The 23,560-nt window shown below is 69.3% G+C and carries 21 protein-coding genes; 7 read left to right on the forward strand and 14 right to left on the reverse strand.

Annotated features, from left to right (window positions below):
• A complete protein-coding gene (locus G5B31_RS00840; RefSeq protein WP_165012845.1) occupies positions 1-975 on the forward strand; it encodes an aldo/keto reductase in 975 nt (324 codons plus the stop codon).
• A gap of 115 nt (positions 976-1,090) precedes the next feature.
• A complete protein-coding gene (locus G5B31_RS00845; RefSeq protein WP_165012847.1) occupies positions 1,091-1,789 on the forward strand; it encodes a GntR family transcriptional regulator in 699 nt (232 codons plus the stop codon).
• A gap of 4 nt (positions 1,790-1,793) precedes the next feature.
• Here the strand turns inward: G5B31_RS00845 and G5B31_RS00850 are convergent, their stop codons facing one another.
• The 11 genes from G5B31_RS00850 to G5B31_RS00900 all read right to left on the reverse strand — a co-directional run bounded on the left by G5B31_RS00850 (position 1,794) and on the right by G5B31_RS00900 (position 14,116).
• Positions 1,794-3,389, reverse strand: a complete 1,596-nt coding sequence (locus tag G5B31_RS00850) for a choline dehydrogenase (RefSeq protein ID WP_165012849.1) — start codon at positions 3,387-3,389, stop codon at positions 1,794-1,796.
• A gap of 7 nt (positions 3,390-3,396) precedes the next feature.
• A complete protein-coding gene (locus G5B31_RS00855; protein ID WP_165012851.1) occupies positions 3,397-4,893 on the reverse strand; it encodes an aldehyde dehydrogenase family protein in 1,497 nt (498 codons plus the stop codon).
• Positions 4,894-4,995: 102 nt separating this feature from the next.
• Entirely contained in the window at positions 4,996-6,018 is a 1,023-nt protein-coding gene (locus G5B31_RS00860) for an ABC transporter substrate-binding protein (RefSeq protein WP_165012853.1), read from the reverse strand.
• 148 nt (positions 6,019-6,166) lie between these two features.
• A complete protein-coding gene (locus tag G5B31_RS00865; RefSeq protein ID WP_165012856.1) occupies positions 6,167-7,246 on the reverse strand; it encodes an ABC transporter ATP-binding protein in 1,080 nt (359 codons plus the stop codon).
• Positions 7,243-8,043 carry an ABC transporter permease gene (locus tag G5B31_RS00870; protein ID WP_165012858.1) on the reverse strand — a complete coding sequence of 267 codons (801 nt, stop codon included), beginning with the start codon at positions 8,041-8,043 and terminating at the stop codon, positions 7,243-7,245. Before G5B31_RS00870 ends, G5B31_RS00865 begins: the two co-directional genes overlap by 4 nt.
• A gap of 3 nt (positions 8,044-8,046) precedes the next feature.
• A complete protein-coding gene (locus G5B31_RS00875; RefSeq protein WP_165012860.1) occupies positions 8,047-8,892 on the reverse strand; it encodes an ABC transporter permease in 846 nt (281 codons plus the stop codon).
• Positions 8,893-8,938: 46 nt separating this feature from the next.
• Entirely contained in the window at positions 8,939-9,280 is a 342-nt protein-coding gene (locus G5B31_RS00880; protein ID WP_165012862.1) for an NIPSNAP family protein, read from the reverse strand.
• Entirely contained in the window at positions 9,270-10,214 is a 945-nt protein-coding gene (locus G5B31_RS00885; protein WP_165012864.1) for a flavin reductase family protein, read from the reverse strand. Before G5B31_RS00885 ends, G5B31_RS00880 begins: the two co-directional genes overlap by 11 nt.
• 76 nt (positions 10,215-10,290) lie before the next feature.
• Entirely contained in the window at positions 10,291-11,766 is a 1,476-nt protein-coding gene (locus G5B31_RS00890; protein WP_165012866.1) for an aldehyde dehydrogenase family protein, read from the reverse strand.
• A 239-nt stretch (positions 11,767-12,005) separates the two neighbouring features.
• Positions 12,006-13,037 (reverse strand): ABC transporter substrate-binding protein, encoded by a 1,032-nt coding sequence (locus G5B31_RS00895; protein WP_205911759.1) that lies wholly within the window; start codon positions 13,035-13,037, stop codon positions 12,006-12,008.
• Between the two features lie 38 nt (positions 13,038-13,075).
• Entirely contained in the window at positions 13,076-14,116 is a 1,041-nt protein-coding gene (locus G5B31_RS00900) for an LLM class flavin-dependent oxidoreductase (RefSeq protein ID WP_165012871.1), read from the reverse strand.
• Positions 14,117-14,233: 117 nt separating this feature from the next.
• Here G5B31_RS00900 and G5B31_RS00905 point away from each other — a divergent pair, with 117 nt between their 5' ends.
• From G5B31_RS00905 to G5B31_RS00915, 3 genes are all read left to right on the forward strand, one after another.
• The gene (locus tag G5B31_RS00905) at positions 14,234-15,997 is read left to right on the forward strand and encodes a helix-turn-helix domain-containing protein (protein ID WP_165012873.1); all 1,764 of its coding nucleotides are present in this window, start codon (positions 14,234-14,236) and stop codon (positions 15,995-15,997) included.
• Positions 15,998-16,149: 152 nt separating this feature from the next.
• Positions 16,150-17,112: an alpha/beta hydrolase gene (locus G5B31_RS00910; RefSeq protein ID WP_165012875.1), complete on the forward strand. Its 963-nt coding sequence runs from the start codon at positions 16,150-16,152 to the stop codon at positions 17,110-17,112.
• Between the two features lie 13 nt (positions 17,113-17,125).
• Positions 17,126-17,986 carry an aldo/keto reductase gene (locus G5B31_RS00915; protein WP_165012877.1) on the forward strand — a complete coding sequence of 287 codons (861 nt, stop codon included), beginning with the start codon at positions 17,126-17,128 and terminating at the stop codon, positions 17,984-17,986.
• An 8-nt stretch (positions 17,987-17,994) separates the two neighbouring features.
• Here G5B31_RS00915 and G5B31_RS00920 read toward each other — a convergent pair whose 3' ends face one another.
• Genes G5B31_RS00920 through G5B31_RS00930 form a run of 3 tightly spaced genes read right to left on the reverse strand, consistent with a single transcriptional unit; the run spans position 17,995 to position 22,183 of the window.
• A complete protein-coding gene (locus G5B31_RS00920; protein ID WP_165012879.1) occupies positions 17,995-18,807 on the reverse strand; it encodes a glycosyltransferase in 813 nt (270 codons plus the stop codon).
• Positions 18,801-21,281, reverse strand: coding sequence for a hypothetical protein (locus G5B31_RS00925; RefSeq protein WP_165012881.1), 2,481 nt, complete (start codon positions 21,279-21,281; stop codon positions 18,801-18,803). The genes G5B31_RS00920 and G5B31_RS00925 overlap by 7 nt, the downstream gene beginning before the upstream one ends.
• 2 nt (positions 21,282-21,283) lie before the next feature.
• Positions 21,284-22,183: a hypothetical protein gene (locus tag G5B31_RS00930; RefSeq protein ID WP_165012883.1), complete on the reverse strand. Its 900-nt coding sequence runs from the start codon at positions 22,181-22,183 to the stop codon at positions 21,284-21,286.
• A gap of 65 nt (positions 22,184-22,248) precedes the next feature.
• Between G5B31_RS00930 and G5B31_RS00935 the strand changes: the two genes are divergently transcribed.
• Both G5B31_RS00935 and G5B31_RS00940 read left to right on the forward strand, forming a co-directional pair.
• Entirely contained in the window at positions 22,249-22,482 is a 234-nt protein-coding gene (locus G5B31_RS00935; RefSeq protein ID WP_346763864.1) for a WGR domain-containing protein, read from the forward strand.
• Complete coding sequence (locus G5B31_RS00940; protein WP_165012885.1) at positions 22,479-23,534, forward strand: saccharopine dehydrogenase; 1,056 nt, start codon at positions 22,479-22,481, stop codon at positions 23,532-23,534. The genes G5B31_RS00935 and G5B31_RS00940 overlap by 4 nt, the downstream gene beginning before the upstream one ends.
• Positions 23,535-23,560 lie beyond the last annotated feature (26 nt).

Genomic DNA, 23,560 nt, shown 5'->3' on the forward strand with positions numbered 1-23,560 from the left:
ATGGACCATGTGACCCTCGGCAGATCCTCGTTGAAAGTGTCGCGCCTGTGCTTCGGCATGATGGGCATGGGCGCGAAATCCTGGCGCGACTGGGTGCTGGAACGCGAGGAGGCGCTGCCGCTTCTCGACGCCGCCTGCGCCGCCGGATTTAATTTCTTCGACACCTGCGATTTCTATTCGGCGGGCGCCAGCGAGGAAATCCTCGGCGAATTCATGGCCAGCCGCGGCAACCGCAACCAGATCGTGGTGGCCACCAAGCTGGGCAATCCGATGGAAAAGGGGCCGAATGGCCGCGGCTATTCGCGCAAGCATATCGTGGAGGCGGTCGAAGCCTCGCTGCGGCGGCTGAAGACCGACCGGATCGACCTGTGCCAGACCCATATCTGGGACACCTCGACCAATCTCGAGGAAATGGTCGAGGCTTTCGATCTTCTGGTCCGGCAGGGAAAGGTGCTTTATCTCGGCGCCACCGACATTCCCTGCTGGCAATTGGCCAGGGCGGTCTATCACGCGCGCTGCGGCCGGCTGGCGGGATTCGCATCGCTGCAATTGCACTACAATGCGATCTGGCGCGAGGACGAACGCGACCTGCTGCCCTTCGCGGCGCAGGAAGGGCTTGGCCTGATGCCCTACAGCCCGATGGGGCGCGGTTTCCTGACCGGGCCGCATTGGGCGGCGCGGGAAACCCTGCGGTCGCGCAGCGACGATTATGCCTGGAAACTCTACGGCCGCGACAGCGACCACCGCGTCGCCGCGGCCATTGCCGCGATTGCCGCGGCCCGGACGGCGCGGCCGGCGCAGATCGCCCTGGCCTTCGTGCTGGCGCGGCTTCCCGCGGCCAGTCCGGTGATCGGCCTGCGCAATGCCGGCCAGATGGAAGAGGCATTGCAGGCGCTGGACATCCGGCTTGCGCCGGAGGAAATCGCCGCCATCGAGGCCGCCTATGAGCCGCGGCCTTCCGGGGGCCATTTCTGAGGACGGGGAAGATGGGCCATGACGGGGCTTTCCGTTTGGGCTATGGCAGGAAAAGACCGCGGATCGCGCCGAAAGGCGGGACATCCGGCAAGGCGCAACCAGAGGGGAGAGCAGAATGAACGAGCCGGTGGCCGAAAGGACCCTGCGGGTCGAGCGCCCCACTCTCACCCTGCGGGAACTGGCGCTGGAAAAGATGCGCGAGTCGATCCAGAATTTCCACTTTCGCCCCGGCGACCGTCTGGTCGAACGCGACCTGGCCGAACAGCTGGGGGTAAGCCGGACCATCGTGCGCGAGGTGCTGCGCCACCTGGAATCCGAGGGGCTGGTCACCAACATCAAGCATCGCGGCCCGGTGGTATCGGAAACCACGCCGGACGAGGCGCGCCAGATCTACGAGATCCGCGCCGCGCTGGAGGCGATGGCCGCCCATGCCTGCGCGCGCTCGGCCCCCGGCGAGGGGGTGCAGCAGCTGCGGCAGGCGCTGGCCGCCATCCGCCAGAGCTATGAGACCAACGATCTGGCCCGGGTGCTGGACGGGACGGCGGGCTTCTACCAGACCCTGTTCATGCTGGCGCGCAACGAACTGGCATGGAGCATCTTCAGCTCGATCAACGTCCGCATCAACCGGCTGCGCGCCCGCACCATCATGAGCGAGGGCCGCCAGATCGAGGGCGTGCGCGAGATGCAGGCGATCGTCGACCGGATCGAGGCCGCCGATGCCGAGGGCGCGGCGGAGGCCGCCCGCGTCCATGTGCAGAAGGCCGGCGCCATCGCGCTGGCCTCGCTGGAACAGGCGGCGGACCGGCGCGGCTGACCTTTCAGCCCGCCGCCACCCGGTCGGCCAGCTTCGCCGCCAGCATCAGCGTGGGCGCATTGATGTTGCCGCTGGTGATCGACGGCATGATCGAGGCGTCGATGACCCGCAGCCCCCGGGTGCCGCGGACCCGGCCCTCGGGGTCGACCACGCCCTCGGCGGGATCGGCGGACATCCGGCAGGTGCCGCAGGGGTGATGGGTCGACTTGGCGGTCGCGCGGATGAAGGCCGCAATCTCCTCGTCGCTGTCGCATCCGGCGCCGGGCAGGATTTCCCGGCCGCTCAGGCCGGCCAGCGCCGGGCTGGCGAAGATGCGCCGCGCCGCCCGCAACCCGTCGCGCAGCCGCGCCAAGTCCTCCCCGGCGGTCAGGTAGTTGAACAGCAGCCGCGGCGCCGCCCGCGGGTCGGGCGAGGCGAGCGTCAACCGGCCCTCGCTTTCCGGCCGCAGCAGCATGATGCTGAGCATGTAGCCATGCGGATCGTCGAAGCGCGTCCCGTCGTAGGCGGCCAGCAGCGGCGCGAAGCACAGCTGCACGTCGGGCTGGCTTTCCTGCGGGCGGGTGCGGATATAGCCCGCCACCTCGAAATGGTTGGTCGCGCCCGGCCCGTCGTGGCGCAGGAGCCACCTCAGCCCGACGCCGATCTTGCGCAGCCCATACATCAGCGGGGTCGAGGAGACCGGCTTGGTGATGGTCTGCTTGATGCTGACGTCGACATGGTCGGCCATATGCCGCCCCACCGCCGGCAGATCGACCAGCGGCCGGATCCCCAGCCCGCGCAGCGCCCCGGCCTCGCCGATCCCCGACAGCATCAGGATCTGCGGCGAGCCGATGGCCCCGGCGCAGAGGATCACCTCGGCCCGGGCGCGCACGCTGGCCGGTATGCCCTTGCGGGAATAGCGCACGCCGGCGGCGATGGTCCCCTCCATGATCAGCCCCTCGACCAGGGCGTGGTCGCGGATTTCCAGGTTGGGGCGGCTGCGCACCGGAGTCAGGAAGGCATCGGCCGAGCTGCAGCGGTAGCCGCCGCGGATGTTCTGGTCCATCGGGCCGAAGCCCTCCTGGTCGCGGCCGTTGGTGTCGGGCGAGACCGGATAGCCGGCCTCCCGGCAAGCGGCCAGGAAGGGAGCGTAGAGCGGGCTGGAATAGTCCGGCGCGCGCACCGTCGTCGGCCCTTCGGTGCCGCGCCATTCGCTGGGGCTGCCGGTGAAGGTCTCGATCTGCCGGAAATAGGGCAGGCAGGCGTCGTAGGACCAGTCGGCGCCGGCGCTTTCGGCCCAGAGGTCGAAATCGTCGCGGTGTCCGCGCACGAAGGCCATGGCATTGATCGCCGACGATCCGCCGATGATCCGGCCGCGCGGACAGGGGATGCGGCGGCCGTCCAGCCCCGGCTCCGGCTCGGTGGCATATTCCCACGAGAAGGACCCGTCCCGGCTGGCGAAGGCGAAGGCCGCCGGCATCTTCACGTAAAGCGGCCGGCGGTCCGCCCCGGCCTCCAGCAGCAGAACCCGGTGCTTCGGGTTCTCGCTCAGCCGGTTGGCGAGGATGCAGCCGGCCGAGCCGCCGCCGACGATCACATAGTCGAAGACATCGCTGGTCATGGCGGGCCTAACGGCGGATCCTGATGTTGACGGACTTGACCCGGGTGTAGCCGAGCAGTTCGTCGATGCTGCCCTCGTTGCCGAAGCCGCTCTGCTTCCAGCCGCCGAAGGGCGAGCCGAGCGCCCAGGACACCGGGCCGTTCACCTCGACATAGCCGACCTCCAGGTCCTTGGCGGCGCGCAGGGCCTGGTCCAGATCGTTGGTCATCACGCAGGCGGTCAGGCCGAGGTCCAGCTCGTTGGCGGTGGCGATCATCTCCGGGTAGTCGGTCCAGGTCAGCAGCGTCAGCACCGGGCCGAAAATCTCCTCGCGGGCGATGCGCATGTCGGGGCGGGTCCCGGTGAACAGCGCCGGACGGATGTAGAACCCGGCCTCGCCCACCCCCTCGGGCCGGTCGCCGCCGAAGACCAGCTTCGCACCGTCGGCAAGGCCCGAGGCGATGTAGTCCTGCACCCGGCGGTGAAGCGCCGCGAAGCTGATCGAGCCCATGCGGCTGTCGGGGTCGAAGGGATCGCCCACCTTCACCTCCGCCAGCTTCGCTGCAAGCTTCGCGGCGAAGGCATCGGCCACCGAGGCATGGACCAGCGCGCGCGAGGTCGCACCGCAGGAGGCGGATTGCCAGCCGAAGTTCATGCCCTTGACGGCGATTTCGGCCGCCTCGTCCAGATCGGCGTCGGGGAAGACGATCAGCGGGTTCTTCGCCCCCAGTTCCAGCGTCAGCGGCACCAGGTTGCCGGCCGCCTCGCGCATGATCGCCTTGCCCGCCTCGGTCGAGCCGATCAGCGACAGCCGGTCGATGGCGGGGTGGCGCACCAAAGGCAGGGCGATGCGGTCGTTCTCGCCGGTCAGCACCGACAGCACCCCGGGCGGCAGGATGCCGGCGATCAGCCGGGCGGCGAACAGTGCGGAAAGTGAGCTGTGCGGCGAGGGTTTCAGGATCAGGCAGTTGCCGGTCAGCAGCGGCGCGGCGCAGGCGATGCCGAAACTGGCGATGGGGTGGTTGAAGGGCAGCAGCCGGGCGACGATGCCATAGGGCTCCCGCAGGGTGAAATGCAGGTCGCTGTCCAGCGTGGTGGTCTCGCCTTTGATCTCGTAGCCGATCGAGGCGTAGTAATCGATCGTGTCGGCGGCGTAATGCACATCGGCCTGCATCCCGCCCAGCACGTTGCCGGTGTCGAAGGCATCCAGCGCCCCAAGCTCCGCCGCATGGGCGCGCAGCGCCGCCGCGACCTTCAGCAGCAGCGCCCGGCGCTCCGCATAGGCCATCGCCTTCCAGCCGAGCCAGGCGCGGCGGGCGGCGGCGATGGCGGCCTCAAGGTCCTCCGGCCCGGCATTGGGCAGGCTGGCCAGGGTCGCGCCGGTGGCGGGGTCGATGCTGTCGAAGCGGGCGCCGTCGCGGGCGGGGACGCATTCGCCGCCGATCAGCAGGCCGAAGTCCTGGTCCAGCAGCGGCCGGAACGCGTCCCTGCGCGCGCTGGCCGGAGATTGGGTCTGCTTGGCCATTCGTCTCTCCCTGAGAATTGCCGCCGGGCGCCGTCAGCGGCCGGGTGTCGTGAAGAAAGGTGCAGGCGGGCGGGGGGGCCGAAGCCCCGCCCGCCCTTCGGGTCATTCCGCCTGCCAGGCATACCAGCGGGCGCCGATCTCGTCGCGGTTCGCGGCCCAATAGGCCAGGTCGAGGTCGACCCCGAGGTCGCTGAAGTTCTCGGGCAGTTTCTCGGCATATTCGGCCGGCATCAGCGCGGCGGAGTTGACGTTGATCGGCGAGTTGCCGCTGTCCACCGCAAAGCTGGCCTGCGCCTCGGCCGAGGTGGCCAGCGCGATGAACTTCATCGCCGCTTCCTTGTTCTTGCTGCCCTTCGGCACCACCAGGCTGTCGGCCGAGGTCAGGTTCTGCTCCCAGGAAATCCCCACGTCGGTGCCGGTGGCCTGCAGCAGGAACACGCGCCCGCACCAGAACTGGCCGATGGAGACCTCGCCCGAGGCCAGCAGCTGCTGCGACTGGGCGCCGGTGCTCCACCAGATGATCTCGCTCTTGATGGTGTCGAGCTTGGCGAAGGCGCGGTCGAGGTCCAGCGGATACAGGTCCTCGGGCGCCACGCCGTCGGCCAGCAGCGCGGCCTCCAGCACCCCCGGGCCCGACCATTTGTAGAGCGAGCGCTTGCCGGGATATTTCTCCAGGTCGAACAGCGCGCTCCAGTCCTTCGGCTGGTCGGCCTGATAGGCGTTCACGTCGTAGCCCAGGACGAAGGCATAGGAGAAGCTGCCCACCGAGTAATCGGTGACGAAGCGCGGGTCCAGCTGCGACCTGTCGACGATGGAGAAGTCGATGGGCTCCAGCAGGCCGTCGTTGCCGGCCTTGGCGGCGAAGTCCGCCTCCACGTCCACCAGGTCCCAGGTGACGTTGCCGCTTTCCACCATGACCTGCAGCTTGCCGTAGTCGGTCGGCCCGTCATGGGCGACCGCGATGCCGGTGGCAGCGGTGAAGGGCTCGGCCCAATGCTGCTTCTGCAGGTCCTGGGTCTGGCCTCCCCAAGAGGTGAAGACCATCTCCTCGGCCTGCGCGGCGGTCGCCGCAAGGCCGAGCGCAAGCACCGCGGCGCCGGTTTTCAGGTGTTTCGCAAGCTTCATGTTTTGACTCCCCGTTTCTGGTGGTTCCGTTAATAGGTCCGGCCCCGGGTGGCTACATGATGGCCTTTCGCATGATGGAATGCCATCCGGGTCGGGTCTGCAAGACGCCCCCCCTTTCCGTGGGACGCGGGCGGCGTTTCAGCGCCGGTCAGGAAAAGACATGCGCTTCCGCCGGGTCGAAGCCGAGGCCGACCTTCTGCCCCCGCGCCAGCGCGCTGATCGAGGGATGGCCGAAGGGCAGGCGCACGCTGACCGGGGCGCCGGTCTCGGTCTCGGTGGCGACATGGACGTTGCTGCCCAGGAAGGTGATGTCAGTCACCACCGCCGGGATGGCGCCGCCGGAAGCGCCGGCCGGGTCGATCCGCGTCCGCTCCGGCCGCAGCATCAGCGCCACCCGGGCGCCGGGCTTGCCCTCGCCGTGCAGGGGAATGCCGCCGATCTCCAGCCCGTCCTTCAGCGCCACCTTCGCCTTGCCCCCGGCCGCGCCGCGCAATTCGCAGTCGATGAAGTCGCTGTCGCCGATGAAGCCCGCCACGAAGCGGGTGGCCGGGTTGGCGTAAAGCTCCTCCCCGGTGCCGACCTGGTCGATCACCCCCTTCGAGAAGACGGCGATCCGGTCCGACATCCGCAGCGCCTCTTCCTGGTCGTGGGTGACGTAAAGGATGGTGACGCCGGTCTGCTGATGGATGCGGCGGATCTCGACCTGGATCTCCTCGCGCAGGCGCTTGTCCAGCGCCGACAGCGGCTCGTCCATCAACAGGACCGGCGGATCGTAGGCCAGCGCCCGGGCCAAGGCGACGCGCTGCTGCTGGCCGCCCGACATGGTGGCGGGCTTGCGGGTCTCGAACCCCTCCAGCCGCACCAGCCGCAGCATCTCGGCCACCTTCGCCTCGATGCGGGCCTTCGGCCAGCGCCGCACCTTCAGCGGGAAGGCAATGTTCTCGGCCACCGTCAGATGCGGGAAAAGCGTGTAGCGCTGGAACACCATGCCGATGTTGCGGTGCTGCGAGGGGGTGCTGAGCAGGCTTTTCCCCTCCAGCAGGATGTCGCCCGCGGTCGGGTCCTGGAAGCCGGCAAGGATGAAGAGCGTGGTGCTTTTCCCCGATCCGCTGGGGCCGAGGAAGGTCATGAACTCGCCTTTCCGGATGTTCAGGCTGACATCCCGGACCGCCGGGATCATGGCGTATTCCTTGCGGATACCCCGGATTTCCAGAAAGGGGTGGGTCATTTCTTCAGGCCTTTTTTGACGGCGGCGGCGATCAGCATCAGGATGATCGTCAGGCAGATCAGCAGGGTGGAGGCGGCGGCGATCACCGGGGTCAGGTCCTGGCGCAGCGTGCTCCAGATCTTCACCGGCAGGGTCTGCAGCGTGGGGCTGGCCATGAAGATCGCCAGCACCACCTCGTCCCAGGAGGTCAGGAACGAGAAGATCGCAGCGGCGAAAAGCCCGTGGCTGATCGAGGGAAGGGTGATGCGCAGCTTGGCCTCGAACGGGCTGGCGCCGCACAGCACCGCGGCATCCTCGATGGAGCGGTCGAATTCCTCCAGCGCCGTGGTCAGCGCCAGGATCGAGAACGGCAGCGCCACCACCAGATGGGCGATGACGAAGCCGGCCACGGTGCCGTTCAGGCCGATGCGCAGGAAGAAGGCGTAGATCGCCACCGCCAGCACCACCACCGGCAGGATCATCGGGGTGATGAACAGCCCGCGCAGGAAGGCCCGGCCCGGGAAGCTGCCGCGCACCAGCCCGAAGGAGGCGACCAGCCCGATCAGCACCGAGAGGAAGGAGACGGCGACCGCGATGCGCAAGCTGGTCCAGGCCGCCTTCAGCCAGGACGGATCGGCGAAGAGGTCGTGATACCATTTCGTCGTCCAGCCCGGCGGCGGGAAGATCAGCCATTGCGACGACCCGAAGGACAGCGCCGCGATGAAGACGATGGGCAGCAGCAGGAAGGCCGCCACCATCACCACGATGATGGTCAGGACCCAGCGCCAGGAGCCGAGGCTGTCGAAGTTCAGCAGCATCCCCTACCCTTTCGCGCCGAAAAGCCTGACCTGCAGGATGTAAAGCGCCATGGTCACACTCAGCAGCACCAGCGCCGCCGCGCCGCCCATGCCCCAGTTCAGAAGCGACTGCACGAATTGCGCGATCAGCTCGGCCAGCATCATGTTCGCGGTGCCGCCCAGCAGCGCCGGCGTGACGAAATAGCCCAGCGACATCACGAAGACCATCAGCGCGCCGGAGAAGATCCCCGGCCGCGCCAGCGGGATCAGCACCATCCGCAGCGCCTGCCAGCGCGAGGCGCCGCACAGCGCCGCGGCCTGCAGGATCGCCGGGTCGATCTTGCGGATCACCCCGTGCAGCGGGATCACGATGAAGGGCACCATGATGTAGGTCATGCCGATGGTCACGCCCACCAGGTTGTTCACCAGTTGCAGCGGCTGGTCGATGATGCCCAGGCCCATCAGCGTCTTGTTGATCACGCCGGTCCGCTGCAGCAGCACCATCCAGGCATAGGTCCGCGCCAGCAGGTTGGTCCACATAGACAGCAGCAGGATGGCGAAGACCACCGAGGACAGCCCCCGCGGCATGATCGCCAGCGCCCAGGCCACCGGAAAGCCGATCAGCAGCGAGATGATCGTCACCAGCGAGGAGACTAGGAAGGTGTTGTAGAAGATCTTCAGATAGGTCGGGCTGCCCAGCAGCTCGACATAGTTGTGCAGGCCCAAGGTCGGCTCGGTCACGCTGCGGCTGAGCAGGATCGCCACCGGCAACAGGAAGAAGAACACCACCAGCAGCAGGGCCGGCAGGGTCAGCAACAGGTTGCGGCCGGGCAGGCCGACGCTGCTGCGCGAGAGGGTCAGGAGCGCCATTGCAGCCTCCGCCGTTGCCGGGAAACCAAGGGAGAAAGACCGCGCTTCATCCGCCGCCGCCTCCGGCCGAAGGGACAAGAGAGGGCGAGAAATCCGTGGCCCGCATGATCCTGTTCTCGGCCACCTCGATCAGCGCGGCAAGCGCGGGAACGAAGGCCTGCCATTCGGCATCCGCCGCCAGCCGCTCGCGCCGGGCGGCGCGGTCGTCGAGGCTGTCGAACTGCCAGATGTGCAGGATCTCGTTCTGCGGCCCGATGTCGGAGTGGAAATAGGCCACCAGGGTGCCGAGATGGCGCTTCTGGATCGCCAGCCCGGTATCGCGCACCAGCCGCAGATACTCCGGCAGGGCGCCGTTCTTCAGCCGATAGGTCCGCAGCTCATAATACATGGCCGCCCTCCTTTCCCGTCGGCCGTTCCGAATGGGGCACCGGCAGGATCTCGCCCCCGGCCTCGGTGCCGAAATAGATGCCGAACCGGCCCTGTGCGCGTTCCATCGCATAGCGGGTCATCACGCCCCGGGTGGCGGTGGTGTCGAAGCGGCAGGCGGGGATGTCCTCAAGCGGCACGAACCGCCCTGCCGCCACGGGACCGGCGCCGGAGGCGCTGGCGCGGTAGACCAGATGGCGGCGGCCGTCGGCTTCGGAACTGTAGACCGAGAACAGCCCCTCCGGCGTGATCCGCAGGCCGGTCAGCGCCTCCGCCCGGGCGGCGATCTCGTGCACCGGGTCTTCGCCCGTGGCCTCGAACACCGGCAGCGCCCGGATCTCCTCGCCGAGCAGGAAGACCGCGCGGTCGCGTTCGACCACCACCGACAGCAGCGGCGCGGCGGCCGGCTTCGCGCGCGGCGGCACGAAATAGCCGCCGCGCACATAGCCCAGCCCGTCGTCGCCGGTGTTGCCGAAGGCGGTGACCCGGCCGAGGATGACGACATGGTCCCCCGCCTCGACCCGCTGGCTGGCGTCGCATTCGAACCAGGCCGCCGCACCGCCGATCACCGGGGCCCCGTTGCCGCCGCGCCGCCAGTCGACCCCGGCGAAGCGGTCTTCCGAGGGGCGGGCAAAGGTGTCCGACACCTCGCGCTGCGCCTTCGACAGCACGCTGACCGAGAAGTTGTCGGCCGCCATCATGGTGGCGAAGTTGCGCGAGCTACGGGCGATGCAGATCAGCAGCATCGGCGGGTCCAGCGAGACCGAGGTGAAGGAATTGGCGGTGAAGCCGATGGGCCGGCCCTCGGCAGTGCTGGCGGCCACCACCGTCACGCCGGTGGCGAAGGCGCCGAAGGCGTCGCGCAGTGCCCTTGTGTTGCTGACGTCGTTGGTCATCTCGTCCCTGTCGGTGCCCGTCGCCGGCGGTGTTCGCCCCGCCTCGCGCGCCGGTCCTTGGCTGTCGTGGCAGAGGTCACACGTTGGTGTCGATCCAGACGGTGACGGTTTTCGTATAGTCGCGCACCGCGTCGATCCCGGCCTCGCGGCCCTTGCCGCTGTCGCCGAAACCGCCGATCGGGGCCATCGGGGCGCCCATCCGGTAGCAGTTCACATACTGGATGCCGGCGCGCAGCCGGGTGGTCAGGCGGTGGACGCGGCCGACATTGGTGGTGAAGATGCCCGCCGCCAGGCCGAAGCGCGAGGCATTGGCCAGCGCCACCGCCTCGGCCTCGTCGCCGAAGGGCAGGATCGCCAGCACCGGCCCGAACATCTCGGTCTGCACCAGCGCGTCGTCGTGGCTGCCGATCTCCAGGATGGTCGGCTGATAATACCAGCCGCCGCCGGCGATCTCGGGGCGCTTGCCGCCCAGCAGCAGCCTGCCGCCGCGCTGCACCGCCTGGGCGACCGCGGTCTCGATCCGGTTCAGCTGCGCCGCCGTCGCCAGCGGGCCGAGCTGCGCCCCGGCATCCATCGGATCGCCGACCCGCAGCTGCGCCGCGGCGGCGGTGATGCGCCTGACGAACTCGGGATAGATCCCGCGCTGGACCAGCGCGCGCGAGGAGGCGACGCAGCTTTGCCCGGCCGAGCCGAGGAAGACCCCCGACACGATCGAGGCGACCGCATTGTCCAGGTTGGCGTCGTCGAAGACCAGCGCCGGCGATTTGCCGCCAAGCTCCAGCGAGACATCGGCCAGGTTGGCGGCCGAGTTGCGCACGATGTGGCGCGCGGTTTCCGGCCCGCCGGTGAAGGCGATCTTCGCCACCAGCGGATGGCTGCTCAGCGCCTCGCCGCAGGGGGCGCCGTGGCCGGTCACCAGGTTGATCAGCCCCTTCGGCAGCGCGACCTTCTCGGTGACCTTGCGCAGGAACTCGATCACCGGGGCGGCGGCGATTTCCGAGGGCTTGATCACGATGGCATTTCCGGCGGCGATGGCGGGGCCGAGCTTCAGCGCCAGCAGCCAGAGCGGGTTGTTCCAGGGCACGATGGCGGCGACCACGCCGACCGGGACCCGGCGGGTGAAGGCGGTGACGCCTTTCTGCGGCGGGGTGAAGGTGTCGCCGGTGATCTTGTCGGCCATCTCGCCGAAGGCGCGCAGGTAGTCGGCGCAGACCGCGGTGAAGCGGCGGGTCTCGGCGATCACCTTGCCGGAATCGCGGGCCTCGGTCTCGGCCAGCAGCTCGGCATTCTCCAGCACCACATCGGCCATGGCGCGCACGATGGCGCCGCGGGCGACCGGCGCGGCCGATTGCCAGTCCTCGCCGAGGAAGGCGCTATGGGCGGCGGCGACCGCCTCGTCCACGTCGGCGGCCGAGCAATCGGGGACCGAGTAGAGCGGTTCGCCCGTCGCGGGATTCCACGAGGCGATCTGCGGACGGTCGGCCAGATCGCGCCATTCGCCGCCGATCAGCACCGGATAGCGCCGCAGCGGGGCGGTCTTTGCAGCAGTCATGGCGTCTTCATCCTGTCGGTCCGGCAAGACCCGGTCGTCCGGGGACGACTCGGGTTTGCATTCTGTGCATCATATTATGGTAGACCATAATATTCCCTGTCAACTTTCAAGCCCTTTCCGCCCGCTTCGCATCGGGAAAACGAAAGGGCGGACAGGTCCGCGCGCGCCCCGGCGCTGCCGCGGCGGCGATTGCATGGAAAAGAGGCGGACGCGGGCGTGCGTCCGCCGGCGGCGCGGGCTCAGCCCGCCTGCCACGCATACCAGCGCTTGCCGATCTCGTCGATGTTCTCGGCCCAATACTGGATGTCCAGAGGCACCTCCTGCTCGGGATGCGCGAAGGGCATGTAGGGCTGCATCGCGGGGTCGATCAGCGCATTGGCCTTGCTGTTGATCGGCGCGAAGGCGCTGGCGTTGGAGAAGTTCGCCTGCCCTTCCGGACTGGTGGCAATGGCAAGGAACTTCATCGCCGCCTCCTTGTTGGGGGCGCCCTTCGGGATCACCAGCATGTCCGGCCCGGGCACGTGCTGCTCCCACGAGATGGCGAGGGATTCCATCCCGTCCTTGATCATCGAATAGATCCGGCCGTTCCAGAACATGCCGATGGGCGCCTCGCCCGAGGCCAGCAGCTGCTGCGACTGCGCGCCGGTGTCCCACCAGATGATGTCGGACTTGATGGTATCCAGCTTGGCGAAGGCGCGGTCGAGGTCCAGCGGGTAAAGCGCGTCCGGCGCCACCCCGTCGGCCAGCAGCGCGATCTCCAGCGCGCCGAAGCAGGCCCATTTGTAGAAGGCGCGCTTGCCCGGGTAGGTCGCGGTGTCGAAGAGGTCCACCCAGGTCTTCGGCTCTCCGGCCAGGAAATCCCGGTTCCAGGCCATGATGAACGAGGACATGAAGCTGCCGACGCCGTAGTCGAAGGTCAGCCGCTCGTCGAGGCCCTCCTTGTTCACCACGGTGAAGTCGATGGGCTCCAGCAGGCCCTCCTTCGCCAGGCGGAAGGCGAAGTTGGCCTCGACGTCCACCACGTCCCAGGTGACGTTGCCGCTTTCCACCATGGCGCGCAGCTTGCCGTAGTCGGTCGGGCCGTCGTTGACCACGGTGATGCCGGTCGCCTCGGTCAGCGGCACCGCCCAGGCGGCGTATTGCGCCTCTTGCGTAGTGCCGCCCCAGGCGACGAAGGTCAGGCTTTCGCCCGCCGCGAGGGCCGCGACGGGCGAAAGGGCGGTGGTCGCCAGAAGACTGCCACCGAGTTTCAGAAAACTGCGACGTTCCATCGTCATTCTCCCTGTCGATGCCCGCTTTCGGCAGGCTGTTATCCGGCCTTGAAGGCCGGGATCACCTCGCGTCCGAAAAGGGCGAGAGATTTCTTCTGTTCCTCGGGCGGCAGGCCGAAACCGGCGTAATAGCAGAAATCGTCCACCCCCGCGGCCTCGTAGGCCTTCAGCTTGGCGATCACCTCGTCGGGCTTGCCGAAGACCAGGTTGGTGCGCAGGCTTTCGGCCGAATATTCCTCGCTGTGGCGCAGCGAGAACAGGTCCAGCGAGGTGGGGAAACCGTTCTTCACCCCGCCCTCGTTGCGGAACAGGCTCTCGAACAGCCCGTTGCGCGAGATCAGCGAGTCGACCGCAATCTGCCAGCCGTCGTCCTCTTCGTAGACATGGGTGTGGCGCATGGTCATGAACTTCGGGCGCTGCGTGCGGCCGGACCTGGCGAAGGCGTTCTCGAACCGCTCCTTGTAGCTGAGGAATTCGCTGAACGGCCGGGTGATCGCCCAGGAATGGATGTTCAGCCCGTGCTGCAGCGCCCAGTCGTAGGTGGCGGGATCGCGGGCGGCGATCCAGATCGGCACTTCCGGTTGCAGCGGCTTCGGCACCGAGGTTGCCTCGGGGAAGGACCAGAACTTGCCCTGGTGGGCATAGTCCCCGGCCCAGAGCGCGCGGACGGCGGGGACGATCTCTTCCACGAAGGCCATTCCCTGCTTCTGCGGGATGCCGTTGGCCATGCGGTCGAATTCATACTGATAGGCGCCGCGGCCGATGCCCAGCTCCAGCCGCCCGCCGCTCAGCATGTCGAAGAAGGCCGCCTCGCCCGCCAGCTTGATCGGGTGCCAGTAGGGCGCGACCACGCAAGCGGTGCCCAGCCGGACGGTGCTGGTGTGGTTGGCGATCTGGGTCAGCATCTGGAACGGCGCGGGGCCGACGTTCGCCTCGATGGTGTGATGCTCGCCGACCCAGACGATGGAGAAGCCGGCATCCTCGGCGATCTGGGCCATCTCGACCGTGTGGCGGATGACATCGCGCAAATCGACCCGATCGTTGTCGCGGTCGAGGGTGAGAGAGACTGAAAACTGCATGGTCCGGGGCCTTTCGTAGCGACGACTCCTGTCTAGGGTCCCGACCGGGGATTGATCTTCCGTCGTTTCGTCGCAAAAATGTTATATTCATCCTTCATTTTTAGGGGACCGCCCGGAATGTCGCGCGAGACCAACTACCTGGAACGTCTGGGCGAGATCGCCCGCATCGTCCACGAGGGCCGCAACAGCCAGGACGTGCTGGAACGGATGGCCTATGCGATCTGCTTCGACTCGCCCTGGCAGTCCAGTTCGATCATGGCGGTTGACCACCGGCACCAGCTGGCGCATGAGGTCGCGCATTTCAGCCGCACCCAGGCCGAATTGCAGCGCTCCACCGCCTGGCGGCTGTCCACCAGCCCGGCGCTGCACGCGGTGGAACGCGGCAAGCCCATCGTCATCCGCGACGCGCTGAGCGACCGCGAATACATCGAATACTGGAGCGACGCCCAGGTGCAGCGCTACCGCACCGTCGTCGTGCTGCCGCTGCGGTCGACCGACGACGAGGGCCGCCCGCTGGCGATGTCGATCCATGCCTTCGAGGTGACCGAGGTCGACGAGGACATGCTCAGCTACCTGGTCACCTGCGCCGACCTGGCCGGGATGGCGGTCGAGAAGAACCGCGCCTTCAACGCCAAGAAAACCGCGAACGAAAAGCTGTCCGAGCTGCTGGCGCTGCAACAGAGCCTGGTGCTGCAGGCCCTGCGCGAAACCTCGATCGACACGCTGATCGACCTGTGCCGGCGCCATCTCGGCTGCCCGGTGATCCTTGTCGACCTGATGCTGGGCCAGGCGCATTGCGGCGGCTTCGCCGACAACGACCGGATCGGCCGCGCCTGCAACGGCCCGGCCTGGCGGGCGCTGGAGCAGATCTTCACCACGGCCAAGGCGGGCAAGTTCCAGAACGGCATCCGGCGGCTGGACCTGCCGGAAGAGGCCGGCGGGCCGCTGGAGCTGATGGTGCAGGCGGTGCAGGCCGGCAAGGAGACCATCGGCGGCATCGCCCTGGTCGGCGGCACCGCCCTTGGCGAATCCGAACTCCAGACCGGCGACGCGATCTGGATCGTGCTGTCCATCGTGCTGCTGAAGAACCACATCGGCTACGAGGCGCGGACCCGCGATTCCTCCGAGTTCCTGGCCGATCTGTTCGAGGGAAGGATGACGCCGCAGCGGTTGGAACGCGATCCGCGGGCGGCGGTGCTGCGGTCGCCCAACCGCATCCTCGCCTTCCGGCTTCCGTCCGAGACGGTCTCGCTGACCGCCGCCTCGCGCACGATCTCGCGCCAGTTGCAGGCGGCGGGGGCGCGGTTCCTGCTCAGCGTGGTGAACCAGTTCCTGGTGGTGATCCTGCCCGAAGAGGCCGCGGCGGGCGGCAGCACCGCGGCCCTGGGCGACCGCATCTTGGCCGAGCTGAGCCGGATGATGCGGCAGATGCCGATCCTGGTGGAAATCCCCGAATGCAGCCAGTTCGCCGATTACGAGACCGGCTGGCGGCGCATCCAGCGCCTGACCGACTGGGCCGAGCGCAACCAGCGCAACGGGCGGATCTCGGTCGGCAGCGCCGGGGTGCTGGGGCTTCTGGCCGAGGGCTTCGACTACACCCTCGCAACGGAGTTCTGCGACAACATCCTCGGCCCCCTGCGCGCGGCGGAGGGGGTCGGCAAGGGCGTGTTACAGGAAACGCTGGAGCTGCTGGTCGGCCACGGCGGCCGGCCGCAGCCCGTGGCGGATGCCCTGGGCATCCACATCACCACGGTGCGCTACCGGATCCAGAAGCTGAAGGACCAGTTCGGCATCGACATCCGCGACGCCGGCACCCGCTTTGCGGTCGAGATGGCGCTGCGCCTGTCCGGGGTGCTGCCGCAGGGCCGGCCGGCGTTCTGAGCCGACTTCCTGCGTTTCGGAGGATAATAGCGTCACCTCTTCCTACGGATTGGGAAGAAATCGCCGCCCTGCCCCGCTAGCCTGCGGGCTGGAACTGCGGGCGGCCCGGCGCGGCCCGCGGGATGCAACTCTCTGAAAGCTGAGGCCAGACCATGCAAATCGGCGGCGTGGACGTTCACCCCGAGATGTCTCTCCTGCTGGACGCGAAGGCGGCGATTCCGGTCACCGACGACCCGGAAGAGCTGCGCAAGGGCTGGGTGGACTATGCCAAGCGGCTGTGGCGGCCCTATCCCGCCGACATGCAGGTGCGCGACACCCTGCTGGACTGCCCCGGCGCCGGTGTCGCCGGCCGCATCCCGGTGCGCCTCTACCGCCCCGGCGCCGCGCCGCGGCAAAGCCCGGTGGTGATCTACCTGCACGGCGGCGGCTTCACCAAGGGCGACCTGGAAAGCGGCGACACCATCGCCTGGGGCATCGCCGAACGCACGGGCGTTACCGTGGTCAGCGTCGACTATCGCCTTGCCCCGGAACACAAGTTCCCGGCGGCATTGGAGGATTGCTTTGCGGTGGTGAAGCACCTGAACCAGCATGGCCCCTCGCTGGGGATCGACCCGGACCGGATCGCGGTCTGGGGCGACAGCGCGGGCGGCAACCTCGCGGCGGCGGTCTGCCTGGCGGCGCGGGACCGCGGCGGGCCGCGGATCGCCGGCCAGGCGCTGAACTACGCGACGCTGACCAACGACCTTTCCGCCCCCGCCTTCACCCAATTCGCCGATGCGCCGATCACCACGCAATCGGTGGTCGACTCCTGGGTCCACTACCTGCCCGGCGGCCGCATCGACGATGCGGGGTGGGCCGCCCCGCTGCGGGCGCCGGACCTGACCGGCCTGCCCCCGGCCCATGTCCATGCCGCCGAGATCGACTGCCTGGCCGACGACAGCACCGCCTATGCGGCGCGGCTGAAGGCGGCGGGCAACGATTGCGTGCTGCGCGTCGCCAAAGGCATGATCCACGGTTATCTGCGGGTCCGCTTCGCCGGGCCGCAGACCGAGGCCGAATTCAACGCGCCCTGCGATTTCCTGAAGGCGCGGCTTCTCGCCCTGGAACCGGGCTGAAAGGAGATTGCAGATGCAGCAGGACTTGCCCGCCACCGCCCGCTTCCTGATCGGGGGCGAGCTGCCGGTCTGCCGGCTGGGCTTCGGGACCATGCGGCTGACCGGCCCCGGCAGCTTCGGCTGGCCCGAGGACCGGGAAGAGGCGCAGCGGCTGCTGCGCGAACTGCCCGCGCTCGGCATCGACCTGATCGACACCGCCGATGCCTATGGCCCCGACATCGCCGACCATCAGCTGCGGGCGGCGCTACATCCCTATCCGAAGGGCATGGTGATCGCCACCAAGGGCGGCGTCACCCGGCCCTCGCGCGACCGCTGGGTGCCGCTCGGCCGGCCGGAATATCTGTTCCAGCAGGTCCGCAAGAGCCTGGAGATCCTCGGGCTCGACGTGATCGACCTCTGGCAGCTGCACCGGATCGACCCGAAGGTGCCGCGCGACGAGCAGTTCGACGCGGTCCGGCAGATGCGGGCGGAAGGGCTGATCCGCCATGCCGGTCTCAGCGAGGTGACCGTGGCCGACATCGAGGAGGCCGGGCGCCACTTCCCGGTGGCGACGGTGCAGAACCGCTACAACCTGGCGGACCGCGGGCATGAGGCGGTGCTGGCCCATTGCGAAAGCCGCGGCATCGGCTTCATCCCCTGGGCGCCGCTGGCCTCGGGCGGGCTGGCCTCGGCCGAGGGCGCGGTCCGGCGGATCGCCGCCGCCCATGGCGTCGCCCCCTCCGCCGTGGCGCTGGCCTGGCTGCTGCGCCGCAGCCCGGTGATGCTGCCGATCCCCGGCACCTCGAAGCTGAAGCACGCCCGCGAGAACATCGCGGCCCTGCGGCTGGAACTGTCGGACGAGGATCAGGCGGCTTTGGAGAAAGCCGGGGCCTGACCCGCGGCTCAGCGGCCGCGGGTGAAGGCATCCCCCGCCGGGCGCAGGCGGACGGCCAGCGCGACGGCGGCATAGGTCAGGAAGCCCGGGGGGTCGCGCAGGGCCATCCCGGTCAAGGCAGGCAGCGTCGGCCGCGGCTTGCCCTCGCGCTGCATCAGCCCGGGGTGGAGCGCGGCCAGTTCCCTGACTCCGCGGTCCTGGCGGCGGCGGGTGCGGACCAGCGCGGCGAAACCTTCCGCCATCGGCCAGAGATAGGTCTGCGGCACCTGCACCCGTTCCTCCGGCGCGAATTGCAGCCGCACGAAGGTGTCGTCCGAGAGGATGCGGGGAAAGTCGCCCCATCTTGCCCGCCCCGCCACGTTCACCGCGTAAAGCCCGTAGCCCGGGGCGGTGGAGCGGGCGAAGGGCAGCCGCTGCCAAAACCGCGCATAGGCCCGCGTGACCCATGACCTTGCCCGCGGGACCACCGGGGTGGCGCCGGCATAGACTGGCCCGGGCCGGGCCAGTGCCGACGCCAGCGCCGCCAGCACGCCGGGGGACAGCACGCAATCGGCGTCGAGGTAGGCGCGCAGCTCTCCCGCCGCCGCCCCGTCCCCCGCCGTCAGCGCCAGCGGCTTCGAGCCCTCGGCCAGGTCCAGAACCTGCAGGCCCGGCAGCCTGTCGGCGAAGCCCCGCGCCACCGCAACGGTGGCGTCGCGGCAGCCGTTCGCCACCACGATCACCTCGAAGCCCCCGGGCACCGGGTCCGAGGCGGCCACCGCGTCGAGACAGGGCCCGATCCAGCCCTCCTCGTTCGAGGCCGGGATGATCAGGCTCAGCATCGGCAGCCCCCGGCCAGCGCCCGCCAGCGCGGGTTGTCGTCCCACAGGTGCCGCAGCGCGCCCCAGCTGCCCCATTTGTTCGGCGTATAGACATCGACGAAGGCGTTGAACGGCTGGTCCGAGACCCGCGCCCATCCCGCCAGCAGGTCGGCGTAAAGCCCGCCCATGCCTTCGGAATAGTTCAGCGCGGTGAAGAAGGCTTCCAGCTCCGCATCCTCCACCGCCGGGCCGTAGCCGACGACATGGGTGCCGCCCTCATACATCGCCAGCGTCAACCCGTAGCGTGCCGCCACCGCCGCATGATACGGCAGCGTGTCGGTCAGCAGCTGCTCCAGCGTGTCCTCCCCCGCGCCGGTGGCGGCGCCGTTGCGCAGCTCCGCCACCGCCCGCTCCAGCGCCAGATCGTAGCGGTGGGCGGCGAGGTGGCCCTCCAGCGCCGCCCCGGTCAGGCCCTGCGCCGCCGCTTCCCGTTCCGCCGCCGCAAGGCTTTCGGCGAGCCAGCCCTTCACCGCCGGCACCTTGCCCTCGGAGCCGAGGAGGCCGGAGAAATATCCGGTGACCGCCCAGGCGTCGAAGCTTTCCACCGGCGGGGGCAGTCCCTCGGCCACCGCCAGCGGCGCGGTCAGTATCTGCTCCTCGACCCCCTTCACCCCGGTCTGGGTGGCGACCACGCGGACCATCCTGTCAGTCCCGCCCATCGTCCCGGCGAAGACCTCCATCACCTCGGCGGCGCGGGTGCCGTAGAATTGCAGCCATGCGCCCTCCACGCCCCAGCGGGCGCGACCCATCTCCTCGGCCCAATGCGCCTGCTGGAACTGCCAGTTCCAGACCTCGTTGGAATATTCCACCCAGACCCGCAGCCCCGGGTCCAGCCCGTCGCGCATTGCTTCGGCATAGGCGCGGACCAGATCGTCCCCGGCCATATGCGGCAGGGTGATCCAGGGCTCGGCCTGCAGCCGGTTGGCCAGCGCCGCCATCACCTCCACCGGCACGCCCTTCCTGGCCCAGGTGTAGTCCGAGGGCCTCGGCCGGTCCTCCGCCCGCGACAAGGTGGAGTTGTTGGTGGCCATCCAGTCCATGAAGCGCAGGGTCTTCGCCCCCTCGATCCGGGCCAGCCAGTCGGGGTTGAAGACCTCCCCCGCCGCCAGCGCCGCCGCCCGGTCGGCCCGCACCGCGACGATGCCGCGGATCGGGTCTACGGGATCGGTGGCGGCGATGGTCAGGATCACCGCGCCGGGGCCGGGGGTGTAGTCGAAGACGACCTCGCCCTCCCGGCGCGAGACCACCTGCGCCCGGCCCTCGACCCGCAACTCGCCCTTGCCCTGCCAGGTCAGGAGGTAGCGCCCGGCGACGCCGCCCGCCCCTTCCGGCAGGTCGGTCAGGATCAGGGTGGACAGGCCGGAGACGCCTTCGGGCAGCCGCAGCGGCCAGCCCTCGGCGTCCAGCACCCCGGCCGCCCGCAGGTCGGCCTCCTCCATCCCGCCCCACTGGTTGCCCAGATGGCCAGTCCAGGGCCGGGCGGTCTTCATCACATCGAGGAAAGGCTGTTGCACCGACCAGTCGTTCACCCCCGCCAGCCCGAGCGCCAGCTTCGGGTTGGCGATCTTCTCGAAGACGGGCGCGGGCGGCGGCACCCATTCCACGGGCTCGGGCGCCGGGTCCGCCGCCGGGGCCGCGTCAACCGCCGGCTCGGGAGCCGCCTCCGTCGCCCGATAGGCCGAGACCGCTTCCCAGGCGATGCGCTGGAAGGCGGCGGCCTGATCGTCGGTGATCACCGCGTCCCGGCTTGGCCATGTCCGCATCAGCTTCGCCGGCAGCCCCTCGGGCGAGCGGTCGGTGATCGCCGCCAGATGCACCATGGCGAGGAAGTAGAGCCCCTTGCCGTCGGGGTGGATGTCGTCGGCGAAGACCTCGCTTATGTCCGACAGCCCCGGCACCCGGCCCGCCGCCATCTCGTCGGCAAGATGCCCCATCGCCTGCCCCGCCGGGATCAGCCGGGCGCGGTCGCCGGCGATCTGCTGCCACAGGGGCAGGTCGTCGCGCAGCCTTTGCCGCCAGGCCACACCGGCGCCGGGATCGTCAGGCACCTCCGCCCCGCTGCCCGAGGCCAGCGAATGCCAGCTTTCGTAAAGCCAGACCCGCGCGCCCGGGCTGCCCGCCGCAGCCGCATCGGCCCAGCGGGCAACCAGGCCCTTGCTGTCGTTCCACTGCACCTGCCCGGCCAGCGGGATCGCCTCGGTCAGCACCAGGTCGGTGACGCCGCCCTCGGCCAGAACCGCGCGGCCATCGACGCCCTCGGCCTGATCGGAATGGTCCCAGAGATAGGCCAGCGGCGCGCCGTTGATCACCTGCGCCTGCACCACGGCGGGCTCTCCCATGTGCTGCAACCCCGCCTCGACCAGTTCGGGCAGGGTGGGGCCGACGAGGCTGTGGCCCACGAACAGGATCTTCGCCAGAAGGGAAACCAGCCCCATGCCTATCCTTTCACTCCGGTCAGGGCATAGCCCGCCACGACCCGCCAGACCAAGCCCTGCATCTTTGCCACCGCTTCTTCCGGCGGCGGCACCGCCGCCGTCCTGTCCGCCCGCAGCAGCCGGTGCGGCAGGCCCTCCGGCGACCGGCCGTAGATCGCCGCGAAATGCGTCAGCGCCATGGCATAGGCGCCGAGATCGTTGAAATGGATGTCGTCGGCGAAGAAATCCTGCCGGCCGGCGAGGCCGGGCAGGTTCCCCGCCTCCGCCGCCGCGGCAAGGGCCGCCATGACCTGCCCGCCGGGGATGACATGGATCGGCCCCGCCTTCTCCACCGCCGGGCGCAGCACCTGCGCCTCCCACAGCGCGGGCAGGTCGGCGGCGATCCGGGCCTCCCAGCCCTCGGGATCGTCCAGCCGGTGCCAGGTCTCGTAGAGGTAGAGCCGAACCTCCGGCCGCGCCGCCCGCGCCCGCGCCGCCCAACGGGCCAGATGCCGGGCGCTGTCGTGCCAGCGGATGGCATCGCGCAGTTCCACCATCTCGGTCAGCACCACCACCGGATAGGCGCCGCTGTCCAGCGCCTCGCCGGCCGGGCGGAAGGCTTCGGTGGCGTTCTCCTCCGCGTGCCCCGGAACCTCGCCTTGCCAATGGTCGCGCAAGCTGGCGCCCCATCCCAGCTGGCTGTGCCAGCGGTGGCCGCCCAGTTGCGCCAGCATCGCCGGCATGTCGCGGCCCACCAGCGAATGGCCGAGGTGATAGACATCGACCGGCCCCGCAGGCGGCGCCAGCGGCGCGGCGTAAAGCGCGGCGAAGGCGGCATCCGACAGCCGCGGCCGCCGCCAAAGCGCCAGCCCGCCCGCCGCCGCGCCCGCCAGCGCCGCCAGTCCGAAAGCCCGCCGCTTCAAGCCCTTCCTCCCCTTCCGGTTCCCGTCCTATCTGCTATCTAGCAGAACCAAGACCAGCCGGGGGGATGGAATTGCTGAGTTTCCTGCTTCTGAACGCCCGCGCGCGGTTCTACCGCGTCGAGGTGGCGGAAACGCTGTTCGGCGACTATACCGTCAGCCGGGAATGGGGCCTCAGCGGCCGGCCCGGGCGCAGGCGGCAGCACTGGCACGGCAACCTGCGCGAGGCGGTGCAGGCCGCCGACCGCTGGCGCAGACAGGCGATGCGGCGGGGCTATGCCGCGGAAAGGATTTCGGCATGACGGTGCATCTCTGGGTCCGGGCGGAGCAGCGCCCGCATGAGGAGCGGGTGGGGGTGACGCCGGAAGGCGTGGTCGCGCTGGTCGCCGCCGGCATCCGCGTCTCGGTCGAGGAGTCCTCGGTCCGCGCGATCCCGATCGAGGGCTACCGCAAGGCGGGGGCGGAGATCGTGGCCGAGAACTCCTGGCCTTCCGCGCCGAAGGACGCCATCGTCTTCGGTCTGAAGGAACTGCCCGAGGACGGCACGCCGCTGCCGCACCGGCACATCATGTTCGGCCATGCCTTCAAGGGCCAGCCCGCCGGGCAGGTGCTGTTGAAGCGCTTCAAGGCCGGCGGCGGCACGCTCTACGATCTGGAGTATCTGGTGGGCGAGGACGGCCGCCGCGTCGCCGCCTTCGGCTATTGGGCCGGCTATGCCGGCGCCGCGGTCAGCCTGAAATGCTGGGCGGCGCAACAGCGCGGCGGCCTCTGCGGCCCGGTCCGCAAGGTCGCCTCCAGGGCCGCCCTGCTGGAGCAGCTGGAGGCCGAGCTGAAGGGCCTCTCCCGCCCCCGCGCGCTGATCATCGGCGCGCTCGGCCGCGTCGGCACCGGGGCGGCGGACCTCTGCACCGCGATGGGGGTGCAGGTCACCCGCTGGGACATGGCGGAAACCGCCTCCGGCGGGCCCTTCCCCGAGGTGTTGCAGCACGAGATCTTCCTCAACTGCATCCTCGCCCGCCCCGGCTGCCCGGTCTTCGTGCCGGCGACGGCGAAGACCGATCCGGCCCGCAGGCTGACCGTCATCGGCGACATCGCCTGCGACCCGACCTCGGACTTCTCGCCGATCAAGGTCTACGACCGCGCCACCGACTGGGACGCCCCGGCGCTGCGGGTCCACGACGCGCCGCCGCTGGACGTGACCGCCATCGACAACCTGCCCTCGCTGATGCCGGTGGAATCGTCCGAGGATTATGCCGCCCAGCTTCTGCCGTCGCTGCTGACCCTGACCGACCTGTCCTCGGGCGTCTGGGGAAGGGCGAAGGCCGATTACGACCGCCACAGCGCAGATCTTTGAAGCGGCCCCGGATTTTCGCCGAAAAT

This window comes from Rhodobacter sp. SGA-6-6, assembly GCF_011043545.1.
In the GTDB taxonomy this organism is placed as follows: Bacteria; Pseudomonadota; Alphaproteobacteria; order Rhodobacterales; family Rhodobacteraceae; genus Pseudogemmobacter.

Bases quoted from the DNA above. Each gene is read 5' to 3' on its own strand.
- G5B31_RS00860 (WP_165012853.1), bottom strand. From the start codon at position 6,018: ATGAAGCTTGCGAAACACCTGAAAACCGGCGCCGCGGTGCTTGCGCTC.
- G5B31_RS00895 (WP_205911759.1), bottom strand. From the start codon at position 13,037: ATGGAACGTCGCAGTTTTCTGAAACTCGGTGGCAGTCTTCTGGCGACC.
- G5B31_RS00885 (WP_165012864.1), bottom strand. From the start codon at position 10,214: ATGACCAACGACGTCAGCAACACAAGGGCACTGCGCGACGCCTTCGGC.
- G5B31_RS00900 (WP_165012871.1), bottom strand. From the start codon at position 14,116: ATGCAGTTTTCAGTCTCTCTCACCCTCGACCGCGACAACGATCGGGTC.
- G5B31_RS00865 (WP_165012856.1), bottom strand. From the start codon at position 7,246: ATGACCCACCCCTTTCTGGAAATCCGGGGTATCCGCAAGGAATACGCC.
- G5B31_RS00915 (WP_165012877.1), top strand. From the start codon at position 17,126: ATGCAGCAGGACTTGCCCGCCACCGCCCGCTTCCTGATCGGGGGCGAG.
- G5B31_RS00850 (WP_165012849.1), bottom strand. From the start codon at position 3,389: ATGACCAGCGATGTCTTCGACTATGTGATCGTCGGCGGCGGCTCGGCC.
- G5B31_RS00940 (WP_165012885.1), top strand. From the start codon at position 22,479: ATGACGGTGCATCTCTGGGTCCGGGCGGAGCAGCGCCCGCATGAGGAG.
- G5B31_RS00910 (WP_165012875.1), top strand. From the start codon at position 16,150: ATGCAAATCGGCGGCGTGGACGTTCACCCCGAGATGTCTCTCCTGCTG.
- G5B31_RS00920 (WP_165012879.1), bottom strand. From the start codon at position 18,807: ATGCTGAGCCTGATCATCCCGGCCTCGAACGAGGAGGGCTGGATCGGG.
- G5B31_RS00870 (WP_165012858.1), bottom strand. From the start codon at position 8,043: ATGCTGCTGAACTTCGACAGCCTCGGCTCCTGGCGCTGGGTCCTGACC.
- G5B31_RS00905 (WP_165012873.1), top strand. From the start codon at position 14,234: ATGTCGCGCGAGACCAACTACCTGGAACGTCTGGGCGAGATCGCCCGC.
- G5B31_RS00935 (WP_346763864.1), top strand. From the start codon at position 22,249: ATGGAATTGCTGAGTTTCCTGCTTCTGAACGCCCGCGCGCGGTTCTAC.
- G5B31_RS00845 (WP_165012847.1), top strand. From the start codon at position 1,091: ATGAACGAGCCGGTGGCCGAAAGGACCCTGCGGGTCGAGCGCCCCACT.
- G5B31_RS00890 (WP_165012866.1), bottom strand. From the start codon at position 11,766: ATGACTGCTGCAAAGACCGCCCCGCTGCGGCGCTATCCGGTGCTGATC.
- G5B31_RS00880 (WP_165012862.1), bottom strand. From the start codon at position 9,280: ATGTATTATGAGCTGCGGACCTATCGGCTGAAGAACGGCGCCCTGCCG.
- G5B31_RS00855 (WP_165012851.1), bottom strand. From the start codon at position 4,893: ATGGCCAAGCAGACCCAATCTCCGGCCAGCGCGCGCAGGGACGCGTTC.
- G5B31_RS00925 (WP_165012881.1), bottom strand. From the start codon at position 21,281: ATGGGGCTGGTTTCCCTTCTGGCGAAGATCCTGTTCGTGGGCCACAGC.
- G5B31_RS00840 (WP_165012845.1), top strand. From the start codon at position 1: ATGGACCATGTGACCCTCGGCAGATCCTCGTTGAAAGTGTCGCGCCTG.
- G5B31_RS00875 (WP_165012860.1), bottom strand. From the start codon at position 8,892: ATGGCGCTCCTGACCCTCTCGCGCAGCAGCGTCGGCCTGCCCGGCCGC.